Below are 25,533 nucleotides of genomic sequence, written 5' to 3' on the forward strand. Positions count from 1 at the left end.
CGGGGCGGTTGTCGAGGCAGGCCGGTAGGCTTAACTATCGCGGGGAATGGCAGGGCTTCCGAGGCTCGCCCTCCCCAGTGGCAAGCCATTCTCATTCAAGCGATTTCATAGCCTAAGGAGAGGCCTCATGTCCTTCACCCTTCCCGATCTGCCCTACGCCCATGACGCACTCCAGCCCTTCATGTCGAAGGAAACGTTGGAGTACCATCACGACAAGCACCACCTCGCTTACGTCACCAACGGCAACAACGCGATCAAGGGGACCGAATTCGAGGGCAAGTCTCTCGAGGAGATCGTCAAGGGCTCCTACGGCAAGAACCCGGCCGTCTTCAACAATGCCGGCCAGCACTACAACCACCTGCATTTCTGGAAGTGGATGAAGCCCAACGGCGGCGGCAAGATCCCGGGCGAGCTCGAGAAGGCGATCGCCGATTCCTTCGGCTCCGTCGAGAAGTTCAAGGAAGACTTCGTCGCGGCGGGCGTCGGCCAGTTCGGCTCCGGCTGGGCCTGGCTCGAGGTGAAGGGCGGCAAGCTCGCCATCAGCAAGACCCCGAACGGTGAGAGCCCGCTGGTGCACGGCGCCACGCCGATCCTCGGCGTCGACGTCTGGGAGCACTCCTACTACATCGACTACCGCAACCGTCGTCCCGACTACCTCAAGGCCTTCCTCGAGAGCCTGGTGAACTGGGAGTATGTCGCGGAGCTCTACGCCAAGGCGTGAGCCGGGCGTCAGCGACAGAATGCAGAACGGGGCCTCGCGGCCCCGTTTTTATTTGCCCGGACGGAGGGGCCGATCAGGCGGCGACGTTGCGCAGGAACTGTTCCACCGTCGAATCGAGGCGCTGGGCCTGGGCGGCGACCTCGCCGGCCGAACCGCGCACCTGCTCGGCCGAGCGGCCCGTCTCCTCGACACTGTCGGCGAGCACGCTCAGATCGCTCGACACCGAGAGGGCCGAGGAGCTCGCCATCGCCACACCGCTGGCGATTTCGCCGGTGGCGATCGCCTGCTGCTCAATGGAGATCGCCACCGCATTGGCGAATTTCTCGATGGCGTTCATGCGTTCGGCGATGTTCTGGATCGCCTCGACGACCTGGCCGGTGGCGCCCTGGATGGCCGCGACCTGAGCGACGATGCGGTCGGTCGCGTCGGCCGTCTGGGCGGCCAGCGACTTGACCTCGTTGGCGACGACGGCGAAGCCGCGGCCGGCCTCGCCCGCACGGGCGGCCTCGATGGTGGCATTCAGCGCGAGCAGGTTGGTCTGGGCGGCGATGTCGCGGATTAGGTTGACGACCTCGCCGATGGCGCGGGCAGTCTCGTCGAGATCGCTGACCGAATCGGCGGTGTCACGGGAAGCCGAAGCCGCCTCGACGATCTCGGTGCGGACGCGCCGCACCTGGAACTCGACCTCGCGGATGGCCGCGCCCATCTCCTCGGCCGCCTGGGCGGCGCTTTCGACGTTACCCGAGGCGCCATGGGCGTTGTCGGCGGCGCGGGCCGCGCGCTCGGAGGATTCCTGAGCGACGCGGGCGAGCCCGCCGGACGCCTCGCGCATCCGCTCGGCATTGCTCTTGAAGGCTTCCAGCGCGAGGCCGACCTCGCTGCGGAAGGAGGTGATCGCCGTATCGACCGCCTGCTGATGGGCGCGGCGCTCGACCTCGGACGCGCTCTGGCGGGCCTCGAGCGTCGCCCGCTCCCCAAGGCGGACCTTGAGCACGCCGAGCGCGCGGGCGATCGAACCGATCTCGTCGGCCCTGTCCAGAGCGTCAATCGGGGTGTCGAGCTGGCCGTCGGAGATGCTGACGATGGCCTTGGTCATATTCCGGAGCGGGCGCATCGTGCGCGACAGCGAGAACCAGAGCACCGGCCCAAGCACGATCAGGATCAGCATGCCGAGGCCGATGGTGACAAATTGCTCCCAGGCCGCGCGAGCAAGGAGCCGGGTCTTGTCGAAACGGATCGCGACGTAGCCGATTTTCTTCTGCTGGCTGCCGACCCGGACGGCCTGGACCTTGGTCAGGAAGGTGCCGTCTTCGATGTCGATCTCGTTGCGGTTCTCGAGCGCCTTCCAGGGCTCTTCGCCGATGACCTTGGTCAGCCAGCGCGGCGTCAGCGAAAGCCGGGCCTCCTCGTCGCGGCCGGCCGATGCCATGGTCGCGAGATCGTCCCCGACCATGCCGGCGTCGAAATCCGGATCGCGGCGCAGCGAAGAGAGAATGTAGCCGAGTGTGTTGGTGTCGCGCGAGAGGATGAGCGAAGGGGCGGCATTGACCACCATGAGGGTCAACGCCGAAACCTTCTGGTCGAGATCAGCCCGCGTGCGATTGTCGTTGTAGCGGGCGATCGCCACCACGACGAGCAGGATCGCAACGGCCACGATCGCGACGGCCGACGCCGCGATCTGCCGGCTGAGGGAGCTGGAACCTCGCATGCCCGGCTGCGCCTTCACGCCGGGGCCGGCGGCTCGCCTGAACCACTTCATCAAGCCGATGATCTCCGAAACCGGCGCAGGTCGCTCTCAAAGCGAGGCGCCACCTCATTCGACCTGGAGTTTGGCCGATCCGGGTAAACAAATCGCTTGCGATACAGGAGCTTCAGCCGACCAGATCGCGGAAGCGGCGCATCGGCATACCGGGCGGAGGCGTGAAGTGAGCCAGCGCTTCATGCTCGACAGGCCGCGTCGTTACCACGGGATCGAGCGTGGCCAGTTCGTCGTCTACGAACCCCGGGTGACACATGACCAGATGGACCGGCCCGGGCGCGATCAGGAAGCGCTTCAGGTCCGCGCCGAAATCCCGACTCGGATCGAAGGGAGCGAAGCCGGAAAAGCCTCGATTGACCGGAAACTCCCGCCGGAGAGCCGCGCGTCGGAAACCCGTCGCAAGGCCGGCGACGACGAGTGCCTTGGTGATGGCGACGCCGCGCGCACGGATCGCGGCGGGCCGGTCCGCGGGATCGCGCAGATAGAGGGACCCGGCCTTGTAGCGCAGGGCGACATGGTCCAGCAGCGCGCGCCGCACGCCGGGCAGCACATGGACGTGCTGGTGGCCATCGACGAAATCGGGCTGGCGCCCGAGCGCCTCCTCGAAGGCGTCGAGCTGGCGGTCGATCTCGACAGCGATCTCGGCTCGCACCGTCCGCGACGAGAGCGCGGCGCGGGCCAGATCCTTGAGACCGGGCAGGCGGCCGCCCGGAGCCAGCCGCGGCATCGCCGAGAGCGGGGCCGCGCAGGTAAGGTTGAGATGCAGGCCGAGATCGGCCTTGCCAGCGAAGGCGGCGAGTTCCCGAGCCAGCCGGCGCCAATGCGGCCGGTTCGTCATCGCGCTCGTCGCCGAGAGCTTGCCGGCCCCGAGCAGATCGAGGATCGAGCGGCTGACTCCCTCCGTCAGGGCGAAATCGTCGGCGCAGAGGATGAAGCCCGTCGCCATCGCGTCTTGTTGTCCTTCGTTCAGCTTGGAACCGCTATAGCGCGGCAGGCTTGTCGGCCGGCAAGCTTTAAGGTTCTGTGCGTCGCGCGTCATCCCGGGGGATCGCGCCAAGAGGTCGTTCGTGTCGGACATCGCGTCCCATCCAGCCCTGCATCCAGGCCGGCCCGGCGAGAGCCGCCCGGAGCTCTCCATCGTCGTTCCCGTCCATAACGAGGCGGAGAACCTGCCGCTGCTGGTCGCGCAGCTTCAGGCCGTGCTGGAAAAGGCCGTCTCCTCATGGGAACTCGTCTGCGTCGACGACGGCAGCCGCGACGACACGCTCGATGTCATCCGCCGCCTGAACGCTGCCGATCCGCGGATCAGCGCCGTCTCCTTCAGCCGCAATTTCGGGAAGGAGATCGCCATCGCCGCCGGGCTCGATCATGCCAAGGGCGATGCCGTGATCATCATGGACGCCGATCTCCAGCATCCGCCGGAAACGATTCCCGCCTTCCTGGAGAAGTGGCGCGAAGGCTATCTCAACGTCTATGGCCAGCGCACCGACCGCGAGGGCGAAACACGGCTGAAGCGGAATTTCGCCAAGATCTTCTACCGCATCTTCTCTTATTTCGGCGAAACGCCGCTGCCGGAGGGCGCCGGCGATTTCCGCCTGCTCGACCGCAAGGCCGTCGATGCGCTGAGATCCCTGCCGGAGCGGGCGCGCTTCTCCAAGGGGCTCTATGCCTGGGTCGGCTTCCGCTCCATCGGCGTGCCCTTCCATGTCGCCGAGCGCGAGCACGGCCAGTCCAAGTTCAAATACCGCAAGCTGTTCTCCTTCGCCTTCGACGGGCTCTCCTCCTTCTCGACCGTGCCGCTCAAGGTCGCGACCTGGTCGGGCGTGCTGATCGCGTTCATCGCGACGCTGACGGCCGGCTACTTCCTCCTGCGCACGCTGTTCTATGGCACCGATCTGCCCGGCTTCCCCTCGCTGATCGTCTCGATCATGTTCTTCTCCGGTATCCAGCTCGTCTCGCTCGGCATGATCGGGGAGTATGTCGGGCGCATCTTCGCCGAAGTGAAGCGCCGGCCGCTCTATCTGATCGGGGAGCGCGTCGGCTTCGACGCCCGCACCGTCGACCATCCGCGCGGCGACGCGCTGCCGCCGCTGATCCGTTGACGGGTCCTGCTGCCTGCGTCATTGCGAGCGCAGCGAAGCAACCCAGGGGGACTGGGTTGAACGTCTCGCCCGGTCTCCCTGGGTTGCTTCGTCGCTTCGCTCCTCGCAATGACGGCGTGGTTTCCCGCGAATCCGGCAGGTCCTGATGCTCAAGAACATCCTGTCGGTCGGCGGCTACACGCTCATATCCCGTGTCACTGGCTTCGTGCGCGACATCGCGCTGGCGGCCCTGCTCGGCGCCGGTGGGACGATGGACGCCTTCGCCGTGGCCCTGCGGCTGCCGAATCATTTCCGCGCCATCTTCGGCGAAGGTGCCTTCAACCAGGCCTATGTGCCGGCCTACACCTACGTCTCCGAGAAGCTGGGGCCTGAAGCCGCGAAGCTCTTCGCCGACAGACTCTTCACGGTGCTGCTGCTCGTGCAGATCGTGCTGCTGGCGCTCGCGATCCCGCTGATGCCCTGGTTCCTGCTGGTGCTGGCGCCCGGCTTCACGGAAGATCCGGCAGTCTTCGATCTCGCCGTCGCACTGACGCGGATCACCTTTCCCTATCTCCTGTTCATGACGTTGGTGACGTTCCTCGGCGGGACGTTGAGCGCGGTCGAGCGCTTTGCCGCCTTCGCCGCCGCGCCGATCCTGCTCAATCTCTGCGTCGTGGCGGCGCTCGCGGTCGCCTTCCTGTTCCCGAGCGCCGCCCATGCGGCCGCCTGGGGCGTCGCGGTATCCGGTGTCGCGCAATGGATCCTGCTCTATGTCGCCGCCAAGCGCGCCGGCGTGTCCAGCACGATCGTCAGGCCGCATATGGATGCGGGGGTGCGGCGCTTCCTCGTGACGTTCGGACCGGCCGTGATCGGCTCGGCCGGCCAGCAGATCGCGATGTTCGCCGACACGATCATCGCCTCGCTGCTGCCCCGCGGCGGCAATTCTGCGCTCTACTATGCCGAGCGGCTCTACCAGCTGCCGCTCGGGCTGATCGCCATCGCCGTCGGCACCGTCGCACTCTCCGCGATGAGCCGCGCCATCGCCCGCGACGACGAGGCCGCCGCCAACCGGGCCCAGAACCGCGCCGTCGCGATCGCGCTCGTCGCCAGCGCGCCCTTCGTCGCGGCCTTCGTCGCAGTGCCCGAGCTTATCGTGGCGGCCCTGTTCCAGCGCGGCGCCTTCGATGCGCAGGCCAGCGCTGCCGCCGGGGCCGTACTCTTCGCCTATTCGCTGGGCCTGCCGGCGATGGTGATGATCCGCCCGCAGGTCTCGGCCTTCCAGGCGCGCGGCGACACCACGACGCCCATGCTCGTCGCGCTTTCGGCCATTGCCTGCAACCTGGCGCTGAAGCTGCTGCTCTGGCGTGATTGGGGCGCTTCCGGGTTGGCGCTGGCGACGGCGGCGGGTGCCTGGATCAATCTCGTGGCGCTCTTCGTATTGGCGCGGCGGCGCGGCTTCACCGAGCCTGACCGGCGCCTGCCGGGCTTTGCGGGCATCGTCTGCCTCGCGGCGGCACTGGCGGGTGCCTTTGCCTGGTGGATGGCTCCTCAAGCGCTCAGGTTGACCGCCACCCTGCCCTTCGAGCCGATCCTGATGGCAGTGCTGCTGCTGTCAGCGGGGGCGGCGGTGCTCTATGCCGTGCTGGTCGGCGGGGGGCTCAAGGCGACGGGGCTGCTCAGGCTGCTGCGGTAATAGAGCGCCATCATTCTCGGGCGAAGCGAAGCGTAGACCCGAGTATCTCAGGCAGAAAGAGGCACGGGAGCCTCCACCGGCAGGAGATGCTCGGGTCAAGCCCGAGCATGACGAGCTTGCTCAGACGACGAAACGCCCGGCCCCGCCGAGCAGGGCCGCAGCCTCGGCCACCATACGCTCGACGATCTCGCCGGCGCTCGGAACATCTGTGATCAGCCCGGCCGCCTCGCCGAAGATGACGGCGGCCTTGTCGGGATCGCCCGCCATGAAGGCCTCGCGATAGGCCGGCGCCTCGCCTTCGATGGCGGCTTTCAGATCGCCGTCGCGGCCCGCCCACTTCGCGATGAAGGCATTGTCGGCGACGCGGATGTCGAAGGGCTTGGGCCAGTCGAGCTGGCGGGCGATGTCCGGCAGCGAGGATCGCACGGTTCCGTCGCCGGTCGCCGCGATGGCGGCGGCCTGATGGCGCTCATGCACCAGCGCTTCGCGGCTCGCCCAGAAGCGGGTGCCGATCAGCACGCCGTCGGCGCCCAGCATCAGCGCGGCCGCAAGCCCGCGCCCATCGGCGATGCCGCCGGCGGCGACAAGCAGGGTGTCGGGGCTTTTGCCGGCGATCAGGTCCGCTGCTTCCGGCACGAAGGGCAGCGTCGCGCGGCGCTGGCCATGGCCGCCGGCTTCCGCGCCCTGGGCAATGATTATCGCTGCGCCGGCCTCCAGCGCCTGCCGCACATGGTCGAGCGACTGGCACTGGCAGATCAACGGCCCACCGGCCGCTGCGATCTCGGCGGCGAAGGGGCGCGGGTCACCGAAGGAGAGCATCAGGGCGGCGGGCTTATGCGCCAACGCCTGAGTCAGAAGTTCGGGCTTCTTCGCCATCGACCAGGTGATGAAGCCGCAGCCGACCTGCGTATTGCCGGCGGCTGCGAATTGCTGTTCGAGCCAGGCGGCGTCGCCATAGCCGCCGCCGATGAGGCCAAGCCCCCCAGCCCGCGTCACGGCCGCGGCGAGGGCCCCGCCGCCGGCCAGCGCCATGGGCGCGGACAGGATCGGATGGGCGATGCCGAGCCGCGCGGTGAGACGGGTCGAGAGCCTCGTCATGGCTGCTTACGCCGCCTTCGCCTTGCTGTGGGCGAAGTCCATGTAGAGCTCGCGGGCCTTGCGGAAGAGCGGGCCGGGCTGAAGCACGCGGCTGTCGATGCGGTTCACCGGCATCACCTTCGAGTAGTTGCCCGAGATGAAGATCTCGTCGGCTTGCTCGAAGTCGCTGTAGCGCAGGCTGCATTCCTGGACCTGGATGCCGTCCTGACGCATGAGGCCGATGACGCGCTGGCGCGTGATGCCGTTCAGGAAGGTGCCGTTCGGGACCGGGGTCTTCACCACGCCGTCCTTGGCGAGGAAGATGTTCGAGGTCGCCGTCTCGGCGACGTGGCCGAGCATGTCCAACACCAGCGCGTTGTCGTAGCCGGCGGCCTTGGCCGCCTTCAGGATGCGGGCGTTGTTGGGATAGAGACAGCCGGCCTTGGCGTCGGTCGGCGCGGTCTCGAAGGTCGGGCGGCGATAGAGCCCCTGGGTGACCGAGAAGCCGTTGGTGGGAACGCCCATCGGCGCCTCGAACAGGCAGAGCGCGAACTGGGTCGAGCCGGGATCGGGCATGATGGTGGAGGGGCCATCGGCCTCCGCCCAGTACATCGGCTTGACGTAGAGCGCAGCGCCCGAGGTGAACTTCTTGGCGCCCTCGAACATCTTCTCGACGATGAACTCCTCCGTCACGGTGGGTTCGAGCCCGAGCGCGAGCGCCGAACGGTTCACGCGAGCGGCGTGCAGGTCGATGTCGGGAGCGACGCCGTCGAAATAGCGGCCGCCGTCGAAGACCGAGGAGCTCTGCCACAGCACATGGCTACGCGGGCCGACGAGTCCGGGATTGCCTTCGTGCCAGGCCCCGTCGAACCAGGTCCATGTCTGAGAATACCATGCCATGACGGCGCTCCGCTTTAGTGAGTTATTGCGCGGCGCACCGTCGTCCCGCCGCCGGCCGCCGTCAACATGTCGCAATGACAATCGCGATGACGGGATGTGATGGAAACAATCGGCCGGCGTGATGGATCGCGCCGGAACCCTCCCGTCATTGCGAGCGAAGCGAAGCAATCCAGGGGGGACCGGGTCGAACGGTTAGAGCCAGTCCCCTGGATTGCTTCGTCGCTGCGCTCCTCGCAAATCACGGGGAGCGCAGCGTTAGAAGCCGAAAGCGCGCAGGGCCGAGATCGCCGCCATGCCCGTGATCAACGCCAGCAGCTCGCTGCGGCGCAGGATCATGGTGCCGACCGCGACGAGCAGCGCGATGCCGGCGGCGACGCCCAGCCGCTCGATCAGCGGCAGCACCGTCGCCACGACGATGGAGCCCGGCAGCGCCGCGAGCCCGCGCCGGACATGCGGCGTCAGCGGGATGACGCTCATTAGCGCGACACCGGAGATGCGGCAGAGATAGGTCGCGACCGCCATGGCAAGGATGGCGAGCATAGGGCCCCAGGTGCCGGGATCAGGGATGGTCATCGCGGAACGCCCCCGTGATCGCGCCTGCCAGAGAGCCGACAATGATGAAGGCATAGCCGTCGACGAGCTTGGCGGTGACCAGCGCAACGAGCCCGGCCACGACCCAGGGCACCATGCCCCGCCGGCCGCGCCAGAGCGGCACGATCATCGCAGCGAAGAAGATCGGCATGACGAGGTCGATGCCATACCGACGCGGATCGGCCACCAGCGTGCCGAGCCCGTAGCCGAGCATGGTCGCGACGATCCAGACCAGCCAGAGAGCGAGCCCGGCGCCGACGAGCACGCCGAGGTCCCGGCCGCCCTCGGCCTGATAGCGCGTGCCGATCAGCCAGTTGGCGTCCGTGTAGAAGAAGAGGTGGAACGCATTCAGTGTCCGCGAATATTGCGCGAACCACGGCTGGAGCGCCGCGCCCTGCAGCACCATCCGCGCATTGACGGTGGCGGTCACGACAGCAAGCCCGGCAATCGCCCCCCAGCTCCATTCGGGCCGCCAGAGCTCCATCGCGACGAGCTGCGAGACGCCGGCATAGACGAGCGCGCTCATAAGAAATGCTTCGAGCCCCGTGACGCCCTTCGCCGCGGCGGCGGCGCCGAAGGCGACGGCGAAGACGACGATGCCGGGTATCAGCACCGAGACACGGCGCAGGCCGAGCAGCATGCCGCCCATGGTGATGGGGGCAGCTTTGACGGCAGGCTGGCCGGGTGATTGCGGCTTCGGTTCAGGCGACATCGCCTCCAGAAGCGGAAAGCCGCGCCACGCGTCAACGCGCATGGATGGCGCGCCTGCATGTGTTCCGCGCAAGACGCGACGGAGCCAGGGCGGCAGAAGCCCGCATCACGAAAAACGGCGGCCGGGATGCCCGGCCGCCGCAAAGCTGTTCAGATCCGCCGAGGGATCAGCCCGGCTGGTCGGCGGGCTTCTTCTTCAGGAAGTAGGCCACCACACAGACGAAGGCCGCGCCGATCACGGCCGCGCCGTAATAGATGCCCTTGGCCGTCGCAAGACCGGCCGGGTGCGTATCCGTGACCGGAACGGTCTGGACCCAGCTCGGCAGCGCGGTCTGGAACCACTGCAGGACGGCGATGTCGCTGACCAGCATCTCGCCAGCGATCCAGCCGAGCAGGCCGGCACCGAACCAGACGAGGATCGGGAAGCGCTCGAGCACCTTGGACAGCATGTTGGCGCCGAAAATGATCAGCGGGATGGTCAGCAGCAGGCCGAACACGAAGAGCTCGAAATGGCCGCGGGCGGCGGCGGCGATAGCGAGCACGTTATCGAGGCTCATCACCGCGTCGGCGATGGCGATCGTGCGCACTGCCTTCCAGAGGTTGTCACTGGCCTGGATGTCGCTATGCGCTTCCTCCTCGCCCTTGGCGAGCTTGATCGCGATCCAGAACAGTAGCAGGGCCCCGACGACCTTCAGGAACGGGATGTTCAGCAGATAGGAGACGACGACTGCAAACAGGATGCGAAGCGCCACGGCGGCGCCGCAACCCAGCCAGATGCCGAGCTTGCGCTGCTTTTCCGGCAGCGAGCGCACCGCCATCGCGATGACGATCGCATTGTCGCCGGACAGAAGCAGGTCAATCCAGATGATCTGGAGCAGCGATAGCCAGAAGGTCGATGAGCTGAAATCCATATGCCAATCCGTTCCTGTTCAGTGCGCCGGGTCTGGCCGGCGCGATTTGATGAAATAGCCAAGGCCGAGCACGAGCAGAGCGCCCAGGATCGCGGCCGGATATTCGAGCTGGTGCAGCAATTCCGTGCCGAAGCGGCCGGCGAGCCATGGATCGCTGTCGAACATCTCGCCCGCCACCCAGCCCAGCAGTGCCGCGCCGGCCCAGACCAGCACCGGGAAGCGCTCGAGCAGGCTGGTGATCAGCGAGGCGCCGAGCACGATCAGCGGGATCGAGATGACGAGGCCGGCGATCAGCAGCGGCATCGAATTCTTGGCGACCGCGGCGATGGCCAGCACGTTGTCCAGGCTCATGACGATGTCGGCAATGGCCACCGTCTGCACCGCCTTCCAGAGCTTGCTGCTGGCCGCGATCGAATCCTCGCTCTCGCCGCCATCCTCGACGACCAGCTTCACAGCGATCCAGATCAGCAGGACCGCGCCAATGATATGCAGGAAGGGCATGTCGAGCAGCGAGGCGATCAGAACCGTGAAGAGCACGCGCAACACCACCGCGACGCCGGCGCCGAGCGCGATGCCCACTGTGCGCTGCCGCGGCGCGAGCGCGCGGCAGGCGAGCGCGATCACGACCGCGTTGTCGCCCGACAGCACGATGTTGAGCAGGATGATTTCAGCCAGCTTCCCCCACGCGAGGGGATCGACGATAGACAGCGACGACAAATCCATATCCCGGAACCCTTACGCTCAGATCCTCAGAGTGCCTGCTCGATGGCCTTGCCGGCCGCTTCCGTGCCCAACTCGCCACCAAGGTCGCGGGTCCGGGTGCGGGCATCGCCGAGTGCGCGCTCGATCGCAGCCTCGATCCCCTTGGCCGCTTCATGCTCGCCGAGATGATCCAGCATCATCGCGCCGGACCAGATCATGCCGACCGGGTTGGCGATGCCCTTCCCGAAGATGTCCGGGGCCGAGCCATGGACCGGCTCGAACAGCGAGGGATGGTCCCCCGTCGGATTGATGTTGCCAGAGGGCGCGATGCCGATGGTGCCGGTGCAGGCAGGGCCGAGATCGGAAAGGATGTCGCCGAAGAGGTTCGAGGCGACGACGACATCGAAACGGTCCGGGTTCAGCACGAAATGCGCGGTCAGGATGTCGATGTGGTACTGCTCGACGGCGACGCCCGGATAGTTCTTCGCCATCTCCTTCACCCGCTCGTCCCAGTAGGGCATCGTGATCGAGATGCCGTTCGACTTGGTGGCGGAGGTGACCTTCTTGCGCGGACGGCGGCTCGCCAGCTCGAAGGCGTATTTCAGAACCCGGTCGACGCCGACGCGGCTCATCACCGTCTCCTGGATGACGATCTCGCGCTCGGTGCCGGCATACATGCGGCCGCCGACCGAGGAATATTCGCCCTCGGTGTTCTCGCGCACGACGAAGAAGTCGATATCGCCGGGCTTGCGGTTGGCGAGCGGGCCGGGCACGCCCGGCATCAGGCGCACGGGGCGCAGATTGACGTATTGATCGAACTCGCGACGGAAGAGCAGCAGCGAGCCCCAGAGCGAAATGTGGTCCGGCACCTGCTGAGGCATGCCGACGGCGCCGAAATAGATCGCGTCATGGCCGCCGATCTTCTCCTTCCAGTCGTCGGGCAGCATCTTGCCGTGCTTGGCGTAGTAGTCGCAGGAGGAGAAATCGAACTCGTCGAGCCGCAGTTCGAAGCCGTACTTCTTGGACGCCGCCTCCAGCACACGCAGGCCCTCGGGCATGACTTCCTTGCCGATGCCATCGCCGGCGATGACGGCGATGCGATAGACGCGATTGGTCCCGGTCATGCGGATTCTCCGAAGAAAGCCTTGAACTCGGCGGCGACGAGGTCCGGGACCTCCTCCGCCAGATAATGCCCGCCCGGCAGCGCCTGGCCGCGCACATCCTGCGCACGCAGCCGCCAGAGCGCCAGCGGGTCGAAGCATTTGCCGATGATGCCGTTCGCGCCCCAAAGCGCAAGCAGGGGCTGCGTCAGCTTGCGCCCGCCATCCTCGTCATCATGGCGGATATCGATGGTCGCGGCGGCGCGGTAATCCTCGCAGGAGCCGTGGATCGTCGCCGGGTCGGCGAAGCAGCGCAGGTAGTGCGCCAGAGCTTCCGGCTCGAACGGCGTCAACCCGGCCGAGCCGGAGCCGCATTTCTTGCGCCAATAGGCTTCCGGATCGGCTCCGATCATGCGCTCCGGGAAGGGCACGGGCTGGATCAGGAAGAACCAGTGCCAATAGGCGCGGGCGAAGGCGTCGGTGGTGTTGGCGTACATCTCCCGCGTCGGGGCAATGTCGAGCGTGGCGAGGCTGATGACGCGCTCGGCATGGTCGAGCGCGAGGCGGTGCGACACCCGCGCTCCGCGGTCATGGGCGCCGACGAAGAAGCGTTCATGGCCGAGCGCGGTCATCACCTGCGCCATATCCAGCGCCATGGCGCGCTTGGAATAGGGGAAATGCTCGGGATCGGTCGGGGGCTTCTCGCTGTCGCCATAGCCGCGCAGATCGGCGCAGACGAGGGTGAAGTCGCCCTTCAGCCGCGCCGCGACCTTGTGCCAGAGCGCATGGGTCTGCGGATAGCCGTGCAGCAGCAGGAGCGGCGGCCCCTCCCCGCCCGTCCGGACACGGATGCACGCGCCCGAAGTCTCGACGTCGAGCAGGCGAAAACCCGGGAAAAGATTGTCCGTGACGGGACGTTCGATGAAATTCATCAGATCGCAGCGATGCAAGAATGAGCCTGCCGATAGCCTGAAAGCGCAGGGATTGCTGCTGCAGATTATTACATAATCCTGATCAATGGTCGGCCGGCCAGCCACCAGACGTCATTCTCGGGCAGGCGCCCCGGCCTTCCCTCTCCCGCAACGGGAGAGGGGGTTGCTCGCGCCTTATCCGCGCAGCGCCGCGCCGTAGCGCTTGCCCATCTCGGCGACGATCTTGGCGCCCACCGCCTCGATCTCGGCCTCGGTCAGCGTCTTCTCGGTGGGCTGCAGCGTCACTGCGAGCGCGACCGACTTCTTGCCGGCCTCGACGCCCGCGCCCTCATAGAGGTCGAAAACGCCGACATTGGCGATCAGCGCGCGGTCTGCACCCTGCGCGGTCTTGGCCATGTCGCCAGCAGCTACCGCCTTGTCGACGATGAAGGCGAAGTCGCGCGTCAGCGGCTGGAAGTCGGACAGGACGAGCTTCGGCTTGACCTTGGTCGGCTTGGACTTCGGCAGCGGCAGCGTGTCGATATGGATCTCGAAGGCGACGAGCGGGCCTTTCACGTCGAGCGCCTTGAGGATCTTGGGGTGAACCTCGCCGAAGGCGCCGATCACGCCCTTGGGGCCGAACTGGAGCGTGGCCGAACGGCCGGGATGGGCCCAGGCCGGGCCGCCGGCCGAGATCTGCAGGCCGCCGGTCGGGACGCCGAGGCCAGCCAGCAGCGCGAGCGCATCGGCCTTGGCGTCGAAGACATCGACGGCCTTGCCGCCGCCATCCCAGTGGCGGCCGGTGCCGTCAAGGCGCGCCGTGCCGCGGCGCAGGCCCGTGGCCGCGATGAGCTGGCCTTCCGGCTCGTCGCTCTTGAAGACCTGGCCCACCTCGAAGAGCGCCACATCGGGGAAGCCGCGATCGGCATTCATCTGCGCCGAGCGGATCAGCCCCGGCAGCAGCGAGGGGCGCATGTCGGAAAGATCGGCCGCGATGGGGTTGGCGAGCGCGAGCTTGGGCGAGCCGCCGCCGAAGAGCTTCGCCTGATCATGCGAGATGAAGGACCAAGTCACGGCCTCGACCAGCCCTCGGGCGGCCAGAGTGCGCTTGGCGATGCGGGTGCGCTTCTGGAGCACGGTCAGAACCGGCTTGACGACCTCGTCCTTGATGCGCGGCAGCGGCGTCGAGACAACGCGGTCAAGACCGGCGATGCGGACGATCTCCTCGACGAGATCGGCCTTGCCGCCGACATCGCCACGCCATGAGGGCGGCGCGACCTTGACCCGCTCGCCTGTGCCCGAGACGTGGAAGCCCAGCGCGGTGAGTGCGAGCTTCATCTCCGGTTGCGGCAGTTCCAGCCCCGTCAGCCGCTTGACCTCGGACCAGGGGAAATCGATCGCAGCCGGGCTCTCCGGCAATTCGCCGGCGAAGGCGATCTCGGAAGCCTCGCCGCCGCAGAGCTCGAGCACCAGCGTGGTGGCCAATTCGAGGCCGGCTTGCGTGAATTCGGGATCGACGCCGCGCTCGAAGCGATACCGCGCATCCGAATTGATGCCGAGCGAACGCCCCGTGCGGGCGATGTTCAGCGGGTCCCACAGAGCACTCTCGATCAGCACGTCGGTGGTGTTGTCGTCGCAGCCGGAGGCCTCTCCGCCCATGATGCCGGCGAGCGACTCGACGTTGTGCGCATCGGAGATGACGACCTGCTCGTCGGTGAGCGTATAGGTCTTGCCGTCGAGCGCCAGGATCGTCTCGCCGGCCCTGGCGCGGCGCACGGTGAGATCGCCCTTCACCTTGGCTGCGTCGAAAACGTGCAGCGGACGGTTGCGGTCGAGCGTCATGAAATTGGTGATGTCGACCAGCGCATTGATCGGACGCAGGCCGACGGCGCGCAGCCGCGCCTGCAGCCAATCCGGCGATGGGCCGTTCTTGACGCCGCGCACGAGCCGGAGCGCGAAGGCCGGGCAGAGCTTGCGGCCTTCTTCCACGAAGTCGAGCGTCACCTTGACCGGGGACGGGAAGCGGCCGGGCACGGGCTGGATCGGCGCGCTCTTGAGCTTGCCGAGGCCGGCGGCGGCGAGGTCGCGGGCGATGCCGGCGACACCCAGCGCATCGGCGCGGTTCGGCGTCACGGCGATCTCGATCACGGCATCGTCGAGGCCGGCATAGGTGGCATAGGGCTGGCCGACCGGCGCATCGGCCGGCAGCTCGATGATGCCGTCATGATCCTCGGAGAGCTCGAGTTCGGCTTCTGAGACCAGCATGCCGTTGGATTCGATGCCGCGGATCACGCCCTTGCCGAGGGTGATCTTCTTGCCGGGGATGTAGCTGCCGGGCGGGGAGAACACCCCCTTCATGCCGGTGCGGGCGTTCGGCGCGCCGCAGACGACCTGCACGGGCTCGCCCGCGCCGGTATCGACCGTGCAGACGCGGAGCCGGTCGGCATTGGGGTGCTGCTTCGCCTCGATGACATAGGCGATGGTGAAGGCGGAGAGCGCGGCGGCGCGATCCTCGATCGCCTCGACCTCGAGGCCGACGCGGGTCAGGGCGTCAGTGATCTCGGCGACGGAGGCATCGGTGTCGAGGTGCTCTTTGAGCCAGGAAATCGTGAACTTCATCGTCTCGTCAGTTCGGTATCGGGCTGTATCGATTGGAATGCGTCACAACGTCTTCTCGGTGGACCTGCTGGCCACGGAGAGGGCAGGAGCCGCATCGTTCAGTTCGTTCGCGCCGTCGCTGCGGATCTTCATGGCGTTGCCGCGCCAGCTGACCTCGCCGCCGACGAAGGCATAGGCCCAGACAGCGGGGAAGGCGATATCCCGCACCAGCATGGCGAATGGCGTGCGCCAGTTCACGAACCAGCCGACGCCGGCCGAGAGCGCGATGTCGCCGGCATACCAGACGATCAGCACAAGCAGCGGACCGAGCCAGATCGGCCAGCCGAAGGCGGCATCGGCGAAGGCTGCCAGAACCACCGGAAGCAGCGGCGCGGAGAGGATCTCGACCGCGAAGAAGGGCAGGAAAGTCACGCGTCGCAGCCGCGCCCAGCGGAACTGGCGCTGCACAGCATCCCGGACGCGGCGCTTGCCGAGCGGCTGCTCGAAGGGCTGACCAACCAGATGGACATGCTTGCCGGCGTCGCGCACGAGCTTGGTCGCAGCGGCGTCCTCCGCGATCTCGGCGCCGAGCGCGGCGATGCCGCCGCGTGCATCGAGGAAGGGTTTGTTCCAGAGCATCGACTTGCCCTGCGCGAAGCCGAGCCCCAGCGCCTCGCCGAAATACTGCCAGCGCGCCTGGAAGGCATTGAGGAAGGCGCATTCGACCTCGGCGCCAAAGCAATGCGGCCGCGAGCCTTGCGGCATCGAGCAGACCAGGCCGCTGTCAGCGCGCCAGGCAGCCAGCATGCGCTGGATATAGTCCTTCGGCATGAGGACATTGGAGTCGGCGAGGATGACCCATTCGGTCTGCGCCGCATCCCAGCCCTTGACGCAGTTGTTGAGCTTGGGATTGGCGCTCACGGCGACATCGCCGACGATCAGTTTGACCTTGTCGGCACCGTAGATGCCGATCAGATCCTCGATCATCGGGATGATCGGGTCGTCGGCATCGGCTACGCTGAAGATGGTGCTGTAGCGCGGATAGTCGAGCTCCAGCCCGGAGATCGCCGTCTCGCGGCTGAAGGCTTCGATGCCGCGCACCGGGCGCACGATGGTGACCGGCGGCATCTCTTCGAGCAGGGCCGAGCGCGCGAGCGGACGGCGCAGCCGCCAGAACGCGACCGCCTGGCTGAACAGGTTCATCGCGACCAAAAGCACCGCGAACAGCGCAGCCCAGCCCGCCGCCGTCATCCCGCCCTCCCCTGCCGGCCGACTTCGCTCATGTGGACAGGCCGCCCGTCAGGGTCGGCAGGTCGAGCGGGCGGAAGCCATAATGCGACAGCCAGCGGACATCGGCCTCGAAGAAGGGGCGCAAATCCGGCATGCCGTATTTCAGCATCGCGATGCGATCGATGCCCATGCCCCAGGCGAAGCCCTGATAGATTTCCGGGTCGACCCCGCAATTGCGCAGCACGTTCGGGTGGACCATGCCGCAGCCGAGAATCTCGAGCCAGTCGTCGCCTTCGCCGAAGCGGATCTCGCCGCCCTTGCGCGAGCACTGGATGTCGACCTCCATCGAAGGCTCGGTGAAGGGGAAGAAGGACGGGCGGAAGCGCATCTTCACGTCGTCGATCTCGAAGAACGACTTGCAGAACTCTTCCAGAATCCACTTCAGGTGGCCGAGATGGGCGCCCTTGTCGATGACCAGCCCCTCGACCTGATGGAACATCGGGGTGTGGGTCTGGTCGGAGTCGTTGCGATAGGTCCGACCCGGGCAGATGACTCGGACCGGCGGCTCCTGGGCGAGCATGGTGCGGACCTGCACCGGCGAGGTGTGGGTGCGCAGCAGCTTGCGCTCGCCATTGTCGTCCGGCGCGAAGAAGAAGGTGTCGTGCATCTCGCGGGCTGGGTGGCCGACGGGGAAATTCAGCTTGGTGAAGTTGAGGTCGTCCGTCTCGACATCCGGCCCCTCGGCGATGGCGAAGCCCATATCGCCGAAGATCGCGGTGATCTCGTCGATGACCTGGCTGATCGGGTGGATGCGCCCGCGCGACTCGGGGCCGTCCTGAACGGGCAGCGAGATGTCGACACGCTCGGAAGAGAGCCTGGCCTCCAGCGCGGCCTCGCCCAGCGCCTCCTTGCGAGCGGCGATGGCGCCCTGAACGCGGTCGCGCAGGCCGTTGATGAGCGGGCCCTTCTCCTTGCGCTCATCCGGCGTCATCGCACCGAGCGTCTTCAGCAGCCCGGAGATCGAGCCCGACTTGCCGAGCGCGGCGATCCGCAAATCCTCGACGGCGGCTTCGTCGGCGGCGGCATCGAGCGCGGCGAGAACGTCGCGTTCCAGAGTGGCGATATCGGTCATGAACGGGTCACAGGCGTTGAAGGCGTGGGAACGGGCGCGTTCTAGCGGGAACAGCCGGCTTATGCCAGAGCGAAGCGAAGGTTCGCCGACGCGACGAACCGTCTCTTTGCCTGCGCATCGGAATTGCCCGAGAACCGGAGGCCGATTTTCGGCCCGATGCCGTTTGAGGACCATACGATGCCTGACAATACCCCCCAGAAGGAAGCGTCCTCCTACCGGCTCGCCGCGCTCGATCGCGACTTCATTCTTGGCGATTCGACGCGCGGCGTGCGCTTCATGCTCGAATACCAGAAGGCCGAGGACCACTTAAGGGCGCGCGGCGTGGTCTCGACCATCGTGGTCTTCGGCTCGGCGCGGGTGCGGGAGGGCGAGCCCTGGTACGAGGCCGCCCGGCAATTCGGCCGCATCGCCTCCGAACGCGGCGGAGCGCTGCGCAATGGCGAGGCCGGGCGCCACCACGTCATCGCCACCGGCGGTGGGCCCGGCATCATGGAAGCGGCCAATCGCGGGGCGATCGAGGCCGGCGCGCTCTCGATCGGCTTCAACATCACCCTGCCGCACGAGCAGGAGCCGAATGCCTGGTCGACGCCGGACCTGACCTTCCTTTTCCACTATTTCGCGATGCGAAAGATGCATCTCGCCATGCGGGCGGCGGCGCTGGTGGTGTTCCCGGGCGGCTTCGGCACCCTCGATGAGCTGTTCGAGATCATGACACTGAAGCAGACCGGAAAGATGGGGCCGGTGCCGATCGTGCTCTACGACAGTGCCTTCTGGAAGAAGCTGCTCAATCTCGACACGATGCTGGAGGCCAAGTTCATCCGCCCGGAGGACCTGAAGCTGTTCCATTACGCCGACACGCCCGAGCAGGCCTATGAGTGCATCGTCGAGGGCGCGGGCGAGAGTTGGCATCCGCCTGACAATGGCAACCTGCAGGCGTAAAGGCCGCTAACGAACAAAGAAAAAGGCCGGCGTCACCGCCGGCCTTTTCCAATTCAGCAATGCCAGTCCGCTCAGGCGGTGGTCGTCACGCGGCCTTGGCCTCGGCGCCCAGCACGCCCTTGACCGTCTCGACAACGGCAGCGAACGAGGCTGCATCGTCGATGGCCATGGCCGACAGGGTCTTGCGGTCGAGCTCGATGCCCGACTTGATCAGGCCGCCGATGAAGACCGAATAGGTCAGGCCGTGCTCGCGCACCGCAGCGTTGAGACGCTGGATCCAGAGCGCGCGGAACGAGCGCTTCTTGTTCTTGCGGTCGCGATAGGCGTACTGCATCGAACGATCGACGGCCGCCTTGGCGGCGCGGATCGTATTCTTGCGGCGGCCATAGAAGCCCTTGGCGGCCTTGAAAGTCTTCTTGTGCTTGGCGTGGGACGTTACGCCCCGTTTCACGCGAGCCATGTCATGATCTCCGGAATGTCAGGTGGCGTCAGCCGTTGGGGAGGAAGTACTTCTTCACGTTGGCCGCATCGCCCTCGAAGAGGGTCGTGGTGCCGCGGTGATTGCGGATCTGCTTGTTCGTCCGCTTGATCATCCCGTGACGCTTGCCCGCCTGGGCGTAGAGCACCTTGCCGGTACCGGTGATCTTGAACCGCTTTTTGGCGGCCGACTTGGTCTTGATCTTGGGCATTTCAGCTCCTCATAGGTCGCGGCGGCGCCGGAGCACCGCCTGATGTCTTGCTTTCAGGAAGCAAAGCACGATCGCCACGGCAGCCCGTATCAGCCGGGCGATCGAAGGCCGCGCGTATGACAGAAATGGATGGGTGTGGCAAGTGCGGCGTGCTCAGCAGCCGCCGCACAAGGTGCTCACTCCGCGGCGCGGACCAGTTCGTGTCCTGACTCGCCGCTCACGCTGGCGTCCAGCCTGTCAACGTCGAGCAGCACCAGCATGCCGCCGGGAGCGCCCGAGGCGTCGCGGGTCGCTACTACGCCGAGAGCGGGCACCTCGGCCTTGTGGGTGACGTCCCGCAATGGCTGGAGCTCGGCGGCCGCGATCTCGGGGATCGGCCCGAGCGAATCGACGATCAGGCCGAACTGCCGCGCGCCGGTCTGGACGATGACGATCTGCGCCTGCTCTGCCTGGGCATCAGGTACGCCGAGCAGCCTGTCGAGCCTGAGCACGGGCACGGGCTGGCCCTGGTGGAGCTTGTAGCCGGCGAGCAGTCCGTCGCTGGCCTTGCGGGCCGAAGGCTTCAGCCCCTCGACATCGACCGCTTCGATCACGTCCCGCGCCTTCACACCGAGCCAATGACCGCCGATATGGAAGGTTGCGACCTCGAAGGCGGAGACGCCGTCCGGCACCCGCCGCGAGGAGAGCGTGCCTGTACCGCCGGCAGAGGCCGCGGGCCTGGAGACCGTTCCCTCCATGACATTCCCGAGCGGAACGGCGCAGATGGCGGTGACATCCGACTCGTGGCCGTCGCTGGTCTTGTATTCGCGATAGCCCTTGGAGAAGGCGGCGCCGACCGCGCCGTGTTTTCCGTCGAAGCTGCGGATCCAGGCGACGTCGCCATCGCGCTGCAACAGCTCGGGATTGATCGCGAAGGGGCTCTGGCTGCCAACGGGGAAACGCTCGTCGCTCGAGGACAGCACGCGCCCGTCCTTGCCGACGAAGAGCGCGAAGGCGCCGGGCAGCGCCTGGCCGGCCTCGTCAGTCGGCAGGGCGTCCTTCAGGATCGCGGCGAATTGCGGCGTCGAGTCGAAGACGATGGCGATGCCGCCGACGGCACGTCCGCTGCCCTCCCCCTGGACGGCAGCGGTGTAGATCAGCGTCGAGGCGTCGCCGTAGAGGTCGCTCGGCTCGAAGGACGAGACGCCGTAATGCTGCCCGGAGCGCAGGGTCAGCGTGCGCTGGACCCATTCGGCCTCGAGCACCTGCCCGACGAGATGCGCCTCGCTCGGCTGGGACACCGCGACGACCCGGCCGTTCGCATCGAACAGGATCAGGTTGCTGTAGACGGTGTAAAGCGCATTGATCGTCGCCAGGATGTCGGCGCAGGTCCTGGCGCCTTCGGCAGAGGGCGCCGCCAGCACGCGGGCGAAGGTCGCGTTCAGCGCCCACCAGCGGCAGTCATTGGCGCGCTCATAGAGGTTGCGGTCCATCACATCGATGGCGAAGGCGGCGCAGGAGCGGCATTTCTCCATGATCGCCGCGACCACCGTGCGCTGGAGGTCGCCGATCGACGCGTCGCAGACGGCCTGCGTCTTGCGGCCGGCGTTGGAAATCTCCCAGAGCAGGATCTTGGAGAAGGCAGCATTGGCCTCGGTCGATCCGGCCTGCCGGATCGAGCCGTTCCAGACCGAGCGGTTGAGGTCGCTCTGGATCGTCGCCGCCTGCCGCGAGACTGTGCGCAGCTCGGCCGAGAACAGCCGGGAATTGTTGGTCGCCGAGGCCAGCAGTTCCTCGCCGATCCCGGCACCGAGCTCGCCGTCGCCCTGCTCGAAGGCGGCTTCCAGCGGCACGAGGCCGAGCCCGATCCAGCCGGGCCCCATATAGCCCTGATAGCTGGAAGGCTGGCAGGCCATGGCGAGATATTGGCGCCCGCCCAACCGCAGGACGGGATTGCGGCCGGTGAGGGCCGAAGGCGCGATCTTCAGCCCGGCCGGAAGCTGGATCGGGCAGGAGCCCGCCACGACATGGCCTTCCGGCGTGACGCAGCCGAGCACCGTCCAGTCGTTTTCCGGGAGGAGCTTGCGATAAATGCCTTCCATCTCGTCGGCGAGGCGGAAGACGAGCACCAGCACACCGAGGGGGCGGCGAGCCGCATCCTCGACGCGCCAGGCATAGACGAGCGCATCCTGCTCGGAGACGAAATCGATCTTGCCGTAGTGCTCGACATAGGCGCCGGTCGAGCCCAGCGCCTCATCGACGACAGCGTGCCGGGCCGTCGTGGCCGCATGCGGCGCGAGGCGGGCGCGGATGTCGCCCTGCCGGTCGATCAGGATGATGTCGGAATAGACCGAGTATTTCGCGACGTAGTCGCGGAAGCGCGCCTGCATGGCGACGCGGGCCTCTTCGCTGCTCTCTGCCTGTTCCAGCAGCTCGCGGATGTCCGTATCGGCCGCGAGGAAGCCGATATCGGCGGTGCGCTCGAAGAGGTTGCGAACCAGTACGTCGATGGCGTTCTGCGCCTTGGTGCGCAGGTCGGTCATCGCCTTGTCGCGCGTCTCGGCAGCCAGATGGGCGACGAGGCTGGCGGTCAGCTTCTCGAAGGCGGAGCGCGTGCCGGACATCTCCGTCGCACCGCCGGAGAGCTGGCCCAGCAGCGTCAACGTATCCCATGATGCCTGCAGGCGGTCGAATACCTGACGGTAATCGTCGATCGCCCTCATATGACGGATCAAACCCGCCAGCGCAGGGTCGATCTCGATCCCCTTGTGCATCGTCTGCAAACCCGGACGCTCTCGATTATCCCGCGGCCGCGCCCATGCCCCAGCATCGGAAGCACGCAGGTTTTCCGCGCGAAAGAAGACCATCAAAGGCGCTGATTCGCACCGGGGTCACCAATACACATTCGCTCAAATTTTGCGCAATTTGGCGCACCGTGAGTCGCCCTGTTGCGGCAAAGGAAAAGGCCGCGCCCCGGAACACCGGAGCAGCGGCCTTTTGCCTGTTCAAATCGATGCGCAGGAGCCGTCAGCGCGGCGCCAACACCATCACCATCTGGCGGCCTTCGAGCTGCCAGTCACTCTCGACCTTGGCCACCTCGGCCGTATCGACCTTGACGCGCTCGAGCACCTTCACGCCGAGATCCTGATGCGCCATCTCGCGGCCGCGGAAGCGCAGGGTGACCTTCACCTTGTCGCCTTCCTCGAAGAAGCCGTGCATGGCCTTCATCTTCACGTCGTAGTCGTGCTTGTCGATGCCGGGACGCAGCTTGATCTCCTTGATCTCGATGGTGCGCTGCTTCTTGCGCGCCTCCGAGGCCTTCTTCTGCTCGAGGAAGCGGAAGCGGCCGTAATCGAGAATCTTGCAGACCGGGGGAACGGAGTTCGGGGCGATCTCGACGAGGTCGAGGCCGGCATCCTCGGCGAGCTTCAACGCGTCAAAGAACGAAACCACGCCACGGTTGGCGCCGGTGTCGTCGATGAGCTGAACTTCGCGAACTCCGCGGATGTCGCGGTTCGAACGGGGGCCCTCCTTGGTCGGGGCCGGGGCAGCACGGTAAGGGCGACGAATGGGGCATTCTCCTGAATTTGGCGCGTGTCGCGCCGCTGATTGAGACACATTGCATAAAGATGCGCGTTGTCAATGCATGACGCCGCTGCAGCAGGCATACGGACAAGCCTGGAGCGAGGCTCAGCGCTCCAGCAGGGCGCAGTAGACGTCCAGCGTCTCGGCGACCATCGCCTCGAGCGAGAAATGCTGCTCGACATGGAGGCGGGCCCGCCGCGCCAGGGCATCGCGCGCCGAAGGGCGCAGCGCCAGCGCCTCGCCCAGCCCCGCAGCCAGGGCGGCAGCGTCTCCGGGCGGCACGTGCCAGCCGGTGCGCTCCGTGCCTGAGACCTGCGGCGGCGCGAGCACGGTCTCCGGCACGGCCCCGAGATCCGAGACGACGACTGGCGTGCCCATCGCCTGAGCCTCCACCGCGACGCGGCCGAATGCCTCCGGTTCCGTCGAGGGCACGGCGACCACCGCCGCCGCGAGCATGGCCGCCGGCATGTCGGTGCAGTGCCCGACACGGCGGACACGGCCTTCCAGCCCCGCCTTGGCAATGAGCTGGTCGAGCTCCTTGACGTAGCCGTCGCGCCCCTGCGCATCGCCGGCGAGGATGAAGGCGGTCTCGGCGTCGCCGCCGTCCCGCATCAGCCGCGCCGCCTCGATCAGCACGCGCTGGCCCTTCCAGCCGGTCAGCCGGCCGGGCAGCAGCACGATGCGCTGATGCGGCTCGACGCCCCAGGCCTTGCGCAGGGCCTGGACCCGCTCAGCGCCGACCGCGCCGGGCGCAAAGGCCGAGAAATTGGTGCCGCGGTTCACAACCCTCACGCGATCGCCCGCCACCGGGTGCTTCGACAGGATCAGCCCGGCCGTATAGGCGGAGTTGGCGATGACGATGTCGCCGCGCGCCATCACCGAATTGTAGAGCGTCTTCACCGCGGAGCGGCTGTTGTAGGAGCCGTGATAGGTGGTGACGAAGGGCAGCCCGAGCTGCCGCGCCGCGCCGAACGCGACCCAGGCCGGTGCGCGCGAGCGGGCATGGATCAGTTCCACCCCCTCCCGCCGGCAAAGCAGGACGAGCTTGCGCACATTGAGCACCATCCCGATGGGGTTCTTCGAAGCTGCCGGAAACGGGAGCCAGACCCCGCCCTTCGCCTGAAGCTCGGCAATCAGGCGCCCGCCTTCGGTCGCGACGAGCGCGCGGGCACCGACGTCGGTCAGCCCCTTGGCGATGTCGACCGCAGTACGCTCGGCCCCGCCTGCCTCCAGCTCCGGAATGATCTGCAGGATCGTTCGCCCCGCAAGCGGATGCGTTTCGGTGGACGGCAGCGAAAGATGGGCACCCGGCTTGAAGGACATGCTCTCTTGATCTGGACATTCGTAAACGAGGGCGAATATGCCCCTATCGGATGAGCGCCGCAGCCCTTAATCGCCGCGGCGAAGCGATTCGCCACAGGAGATTTGCCTTGGAGCGCCAGCTGCCGCAATGGCTCGAGGTCGGCGAAGGGTCGCCCCCTCGTCGCCTCGCCTATCTGAAGCAGGCCGGTTCCGGCGCCCCGGTCGTGTGGCTCGGCGGCTTCCGCTCCGACATGCGCGCGACCAAGGCCGAAGCCCTGGCGGAATGGGCCGAGGCCCACGGCCGGGCCTATCTCCGCTTCGACTATGGGGGCCATGGCGAAAGCGACGGCGATTTCGCGGCCTTCACCCTGTCGGATTGGCTCGCTGATGCGCTCGCCGCCATCCAGAGCCAATGCGGCCAGCCTCCGATCCTCGTCGGCTCGTCGATGGGCGGCTGGCTCGCGCTGCTGGCGGCGCGCCGTTTGCTGGGAACGCCGTTGCAGCCAGCCGGGCTGGTGCTGATCGCGCCGGCCGTCGACTTCTCCGAAGAGCTGATGTGGGCGCAGATGCCGGATGCGATCCGCCGGGCGATCATCGAGGACGGCGTCTGGCTCCGGCCTTCGGAATACTCACCCGAGCCGACGCCGATCACCCGCGCCCTGATCGAGGACGGCCGGAAGCATCTGATGTTCGGCGGCGAGATCCGCGCAGGCTGCCCCGTCCACGTCCTGCAGGGCATGCGCGATCCCGACGTGCCCTGGCGGCAGGCGCTCAAGCTGGTGGAACACTTGAGCGGGGACCCGGTCGTGCTGACGCTGGTGAAGGATGGCGATCATCGCCTGTCCACGCCGGACGACATCGCCCGGCTGCAATCGGCGGTCGCCGGGATGGCGAGCGCCGCCTGACCTCGTCGCACCGGCTC

The 25,533-nt window shown here is 67.0% G+C and carries 23 protein-coding genes; 5 read left to right on the top strand and 18 right to left on the bottom strand.

Annotated elements, in window-relative coordinates:
* Nucleotides 1-127 precede the first annotated feature (127 nt).
* Nucleotides 128-721: a superoxide dismutase gene (locus BoBH3_RS05420; protein ID WP_262329761.1), complete on the top strand. Its 594-nt coding sequence runs from the start codon at nucleotides 128-130 to the stop codon at nucleotides 719-721.
* Nucleotides 722-794: 73 nt separating this feature from the next.
* Here the strand turns inward: BoBH3_RS05420 and BoBH3_RS05425 are convergent, their stop codons facing one another.
* On the bottom strand, nucleotides 795-2,480 hold the full coding sequence (locus BoBH3_RS05425; RefSeq protein WP_262329762.1) for a methyl-accepting chemotaxis protein: 1,686 nt from the start codon (nucleotides 2,478-2,480) through the stop codon (nucleotides 795-797).
* A gap of 112 nt (nucleotides 2,481-2,592) precedes the next feature.
* The gene (locus BoBH3_RS05430; protein WP_262329763.1) at nucleotides 2,593-3,426 is read right to left on the bottom strand and encodes a ChbG/HpnK family deacetylase; all 834 of its coding nucleotides are present in this window, start codon (nucleotides 3,424-3,426) and stop codon (nucleotides 2,593-2,595) included.
* Between the two features lie 121 nt (nucleotides 3,427-3,547).
* Here BoBH3_RS05430 and BoBH3_RS05435 point away from each other — a divergent pair, with 121 nt between their 5' ends.
* Both BoBH3_RS05435 and murJ read left to right on the top strand, forming a co-directional pair.
* Entirely contained in the window at nucleotides 3,548-4,582 is a 1,035-nt protein-coding gene (locus BoBH3_RS05435; protein ID WP_262329764.1) for a glycosyltransferase family 2 protein, read from the top strand.
* 145 nt (nucleotides 4,583-4,727) lie between these two features.
* Nucleotides 4,728-6,254: a murein biosynthesis integral membrane protein MurJ gene (gene murJ, locus BoBH3_RS05440; protein WP_262329765.1), complete on the top strand. Its 1,527-nt coding sequence runs from the start codon at nucleotides 4,728-4,730 to the stop codon at nucleotides 6,252-6,254.
* 120 nt (nucleotides 6,255-6,374) lie between these two features.
* On the opposite strand, the gene BoBH3_RS05445 is transcribed toward murJ, so the two are convergent.
* The 11 genes from BoBH3_RS05445 to pheS all read right to left on the bottom strand — a co-directional run bounded on the left by BoBH3_RS05445 (nucleotide 6,375) and on the right by pheS (nucleotide 18,117).
* Nucleotides 6,375-7,352, bottom strand: coding sequence for an NAD(P)H-dependent flavin oxidoreductase (locus BoBH3_RS05445; RefSeq protein WP_262329766.1), 978 nt, complete (start codon nucleotides 7,350-7,352; stop codon nucleotides 6,375-6,377).
* A gap of 6 nt (nucleotides 7,353-7,358) precedes the next feature.
* The gene (locus BoBH3_RS05450; protein WP_262329767.1) at nucleotides 7,359-8,231 is read right to left on the bottom strand and encodes a branched-chain amino acid aminotransferase; all 873 of its coding nucleotides are present in this window, start codon (nucleotides 8,229-8,231) and stop codon (nucleotides 7,359-7,361) included.
* A gap of 255 nt (nucleotides 8,232-8,486) precedes the next feature.
* Nucleotides 8,487-8,804: an AzlD family protein gene (locus tag BoBH3_RS05455; RefSeq protein WP_262329768.1), complete on the bottom strand. Its 318-nt coding sequence runs from the start codon at nucleotides 8,802-8,804 to the stop codon at nucleotides 8,487-8,489.
* The gene (locus BoBH3_RS05460; RefSeq protein WP_262329769.1) at nucleotides 8,791-9,576 is read right to left on the bottom strand and encodes an AzlC family ABC transporter permease; all 786 of its coding nucleotides are present in this window, start codon (nucleotides 9,574-9,576) and stop codon (nucleotides 8,791-8,793) included. The genes BoBH3_RS05455 and BoBH3_RS05460 overlap by 14 nt, the downstream gene beginning before the upstream one ends.
* A 124-nt stretch (nucleotides 9,577-9,700) precedes the next feature.
* Nucleotides 9,701-10,444 (bottom strand): TerC family protein, encoded by a 744-nt coding sequence (locus BoBH3_RS05465; protein ID WP_262329770.1) that lies wholly within the window; start codon nucleotides 10,442-10,444, stop codon nucleotides 9,701-9,703.
* An 18-nt stretch (nucleotides 10,445-10,462) separates the two neighbouring features.
* The gene (locus tag BoBH3_RS05470) at nucleotides 10,463-11,167 is read right to left on the bottom strand and encodes a TerC family protein (protein WP_262329771.1); all 705 of its coding nucleotides are present in this window, start codon (nucleotides 11,165-11,167) and stop codon (nucleotides 10,463-10,465) included.
* A 26-nt stretch (nucleotides 11,168-11,193) separates the two neighbouring features.
* The gene (locus BoBH3_RS05475) at nucleotides 11,194-12,270 is read right to left on the bottom strand and encodes a tartrate dehydrogenase (protein WP_262329772.1); all 1,077 of its coding nucleotides are present in this window, start codon (nucleotides 12,268-12,270) and stop codon (nucleotides 11,194-11,196) included.
* A complete protein-coding gene (locus BoBH3_RS05480; RefSeq protein ID WP_262329773.1) occupies nucleotides 12,267-13,178 on the bottom strand; it encodes an alpha/beta fold hydrolase in 912 nt (303 codons plus the stop codon). The genes BoBH3_RS05475 and BoBH3_RS05480 overlap by 4 nt, the downstream gene beginning before the upstream one ends.
* Nucleotides 13,179-13,352: 174 nt before the next feature.
* The gene (gene pheT, locus BoBH3_RS05485; RefSeq protein WP_262329774.1) at nucleotides 13,353-15,776 is read right to left on the bottom strand and encodes a phenylalanine--tRNA ligase subunit beta; all 2,424 of its coding nucleotides are present in this window, start codon (nucleotides 15,774-15,776) and stop codon (nucleotides 13,353-13,355) included.
* A 42-nt stretch (nucleotides 15,777-15,818) separates the two neighbouring features.
* Nucleotides 15,819-17,006 carry a glycosyltransferase gene (locus BoBH3_RS05490; protein WP_262329775.1) on the bottom strand — a complete coding sequence of 396 codons (1,188 nt, stop codon included), beginning with the start codon at nucleotides 17,004-17,006 and terminating at the stop codon, nucleotides 15,819-15,821.
* Nucleotides 17,007-17,034: 28 nt separating this feature from the next.
* A complete protein-coding gene (pheS, locus tag BoBH3_RS05495) occupies nucleotides 17,035-18,117 on the bottom strand; it encodes a phenylalanine--tRNA ligase subunit alpha (protein ID WP_262329776.1) in 1,083 nt (360 codons plus the stop codon).
* A 177-nt stretch (nucleotides 18,118-18,294) separates the two neighbouring features.
* On the opposite strand from pheS, the gene BoBH3_RS05500 reads away from it, so the two are divergent.
* A complete protein-coding gene (locus tag BoBH3_RS05500; RefSeq protein ID WP_262329777.1) occupies nucleotides 18,295-19,056 on the top strand; it encodes an LOG family protein in 762 nt (253 codons plus the stop codon).
* A gap of 85 nt (nucleotides 19,057-19,141) precedes the next feature.
* On the opposite strand, the gene rplT is transcribed toward BoBH3_RS05500, so the two are convergent.
* The 5 genes from rplT to BoBH3_RS05525 all read right to left on the bottom strand — a co-directional run bounded on the left by rplT (nucleotide 19,142) and on the right by BoBH3_RS05525 (nucleotide 24,632).
* Complete coding sequence (gene rplT / locus BoBH3_RS05505; RefSeq protein WP_112578473.1) at nucleotides 19,142-19,516, bottom strand: 50S ribosomal protein L20; 375 nt, start codon at nucleotides 19,514-19,516, stop codon at nucleotides 19,142-19,144.
* A gap of 28 nt (nucleotides 19,517-19,544) precedes the next feature.
* On the bottom strand, nucleotides 19,545-19,745 hold the full coding sequence (gene rpmI / locus BoBH3_RS05510; protein WP_066718776.1) for a 50S ribosomal protein L35: 201 nt from the start codon (nucleotides 19,743-19,745) through the stop codon (nucleotides 19,545-19,547).
* A 176-nt stretch (nucleotides 19,746-19,921) separates the two neighbouring features.
* Complete coding sequence (locus BoBH3_RS05515) at nucleotides 19,922-22,498, bottom strand: chemotaxis protein CheW (RefSeq protein WP_262329778.1); 2,577 nt, start codon at nucleotides 22,496-22,498, stop codon at nucleotides 19,922-19,924.
* Nucleotides 22,499-22,751: 253 nt separating this feature from the next.
* Nucleotides 22,752-23,294, bottom strand: a complete 543-nt coding sequence (gene infC / locus BoBH3_RS05520) for a translation initiation factor IF-3 (protein WP_112578591.1) — start codon at nucleotides 23,292-23,294, stop codon at nucleotides 22,752-22,754.
* A 120-nt stretch (nucleotides 23,295-23,414) separates the two neighbouring features.
* Nucleotides 23,415-24,632: a glycosyltransferase family 4 protein gene (locus BoBH3_RS05525; protein WP_262329779.1), complete on the bottom strand. Its 1,218-nt coding sequence runs from the start codon at nucleotides 24,630-24,632 to the stop codon at nucleotides 23,415-23,417.
* A 107-nt stretch (nucleotides 24,633-24,739) separates the two neighbouring features.
* Here BoBH3_RS05525 and BoBH3_RS05530 point away from each other — a divergent pair, with 107 nt between their 5' ends.
* Nucleotides 24,740-25,516, top strand: coding sequence for an alpha/beta hydrolase (locus BoBH3_RS05530; protein ID WP_262329780.1), 777 nt, complete (start codon nucleotides 24,740-24,742; stop codon nucleotides 25,514-25,516).
* Nucleotides 25,517-25,533: the final 17 nt, after the last annotated feature.

This window comes from Allobosea sp. BH3 (genome assembly GCF_025499465.1).
In the GTDB taxonomy this organism is placed as follows: domain Bacteria; phylum Pseudomonadota; class Alphaproteobacteria; order Rhizobiales; family Beijerinckiaceae; genus Allobosea.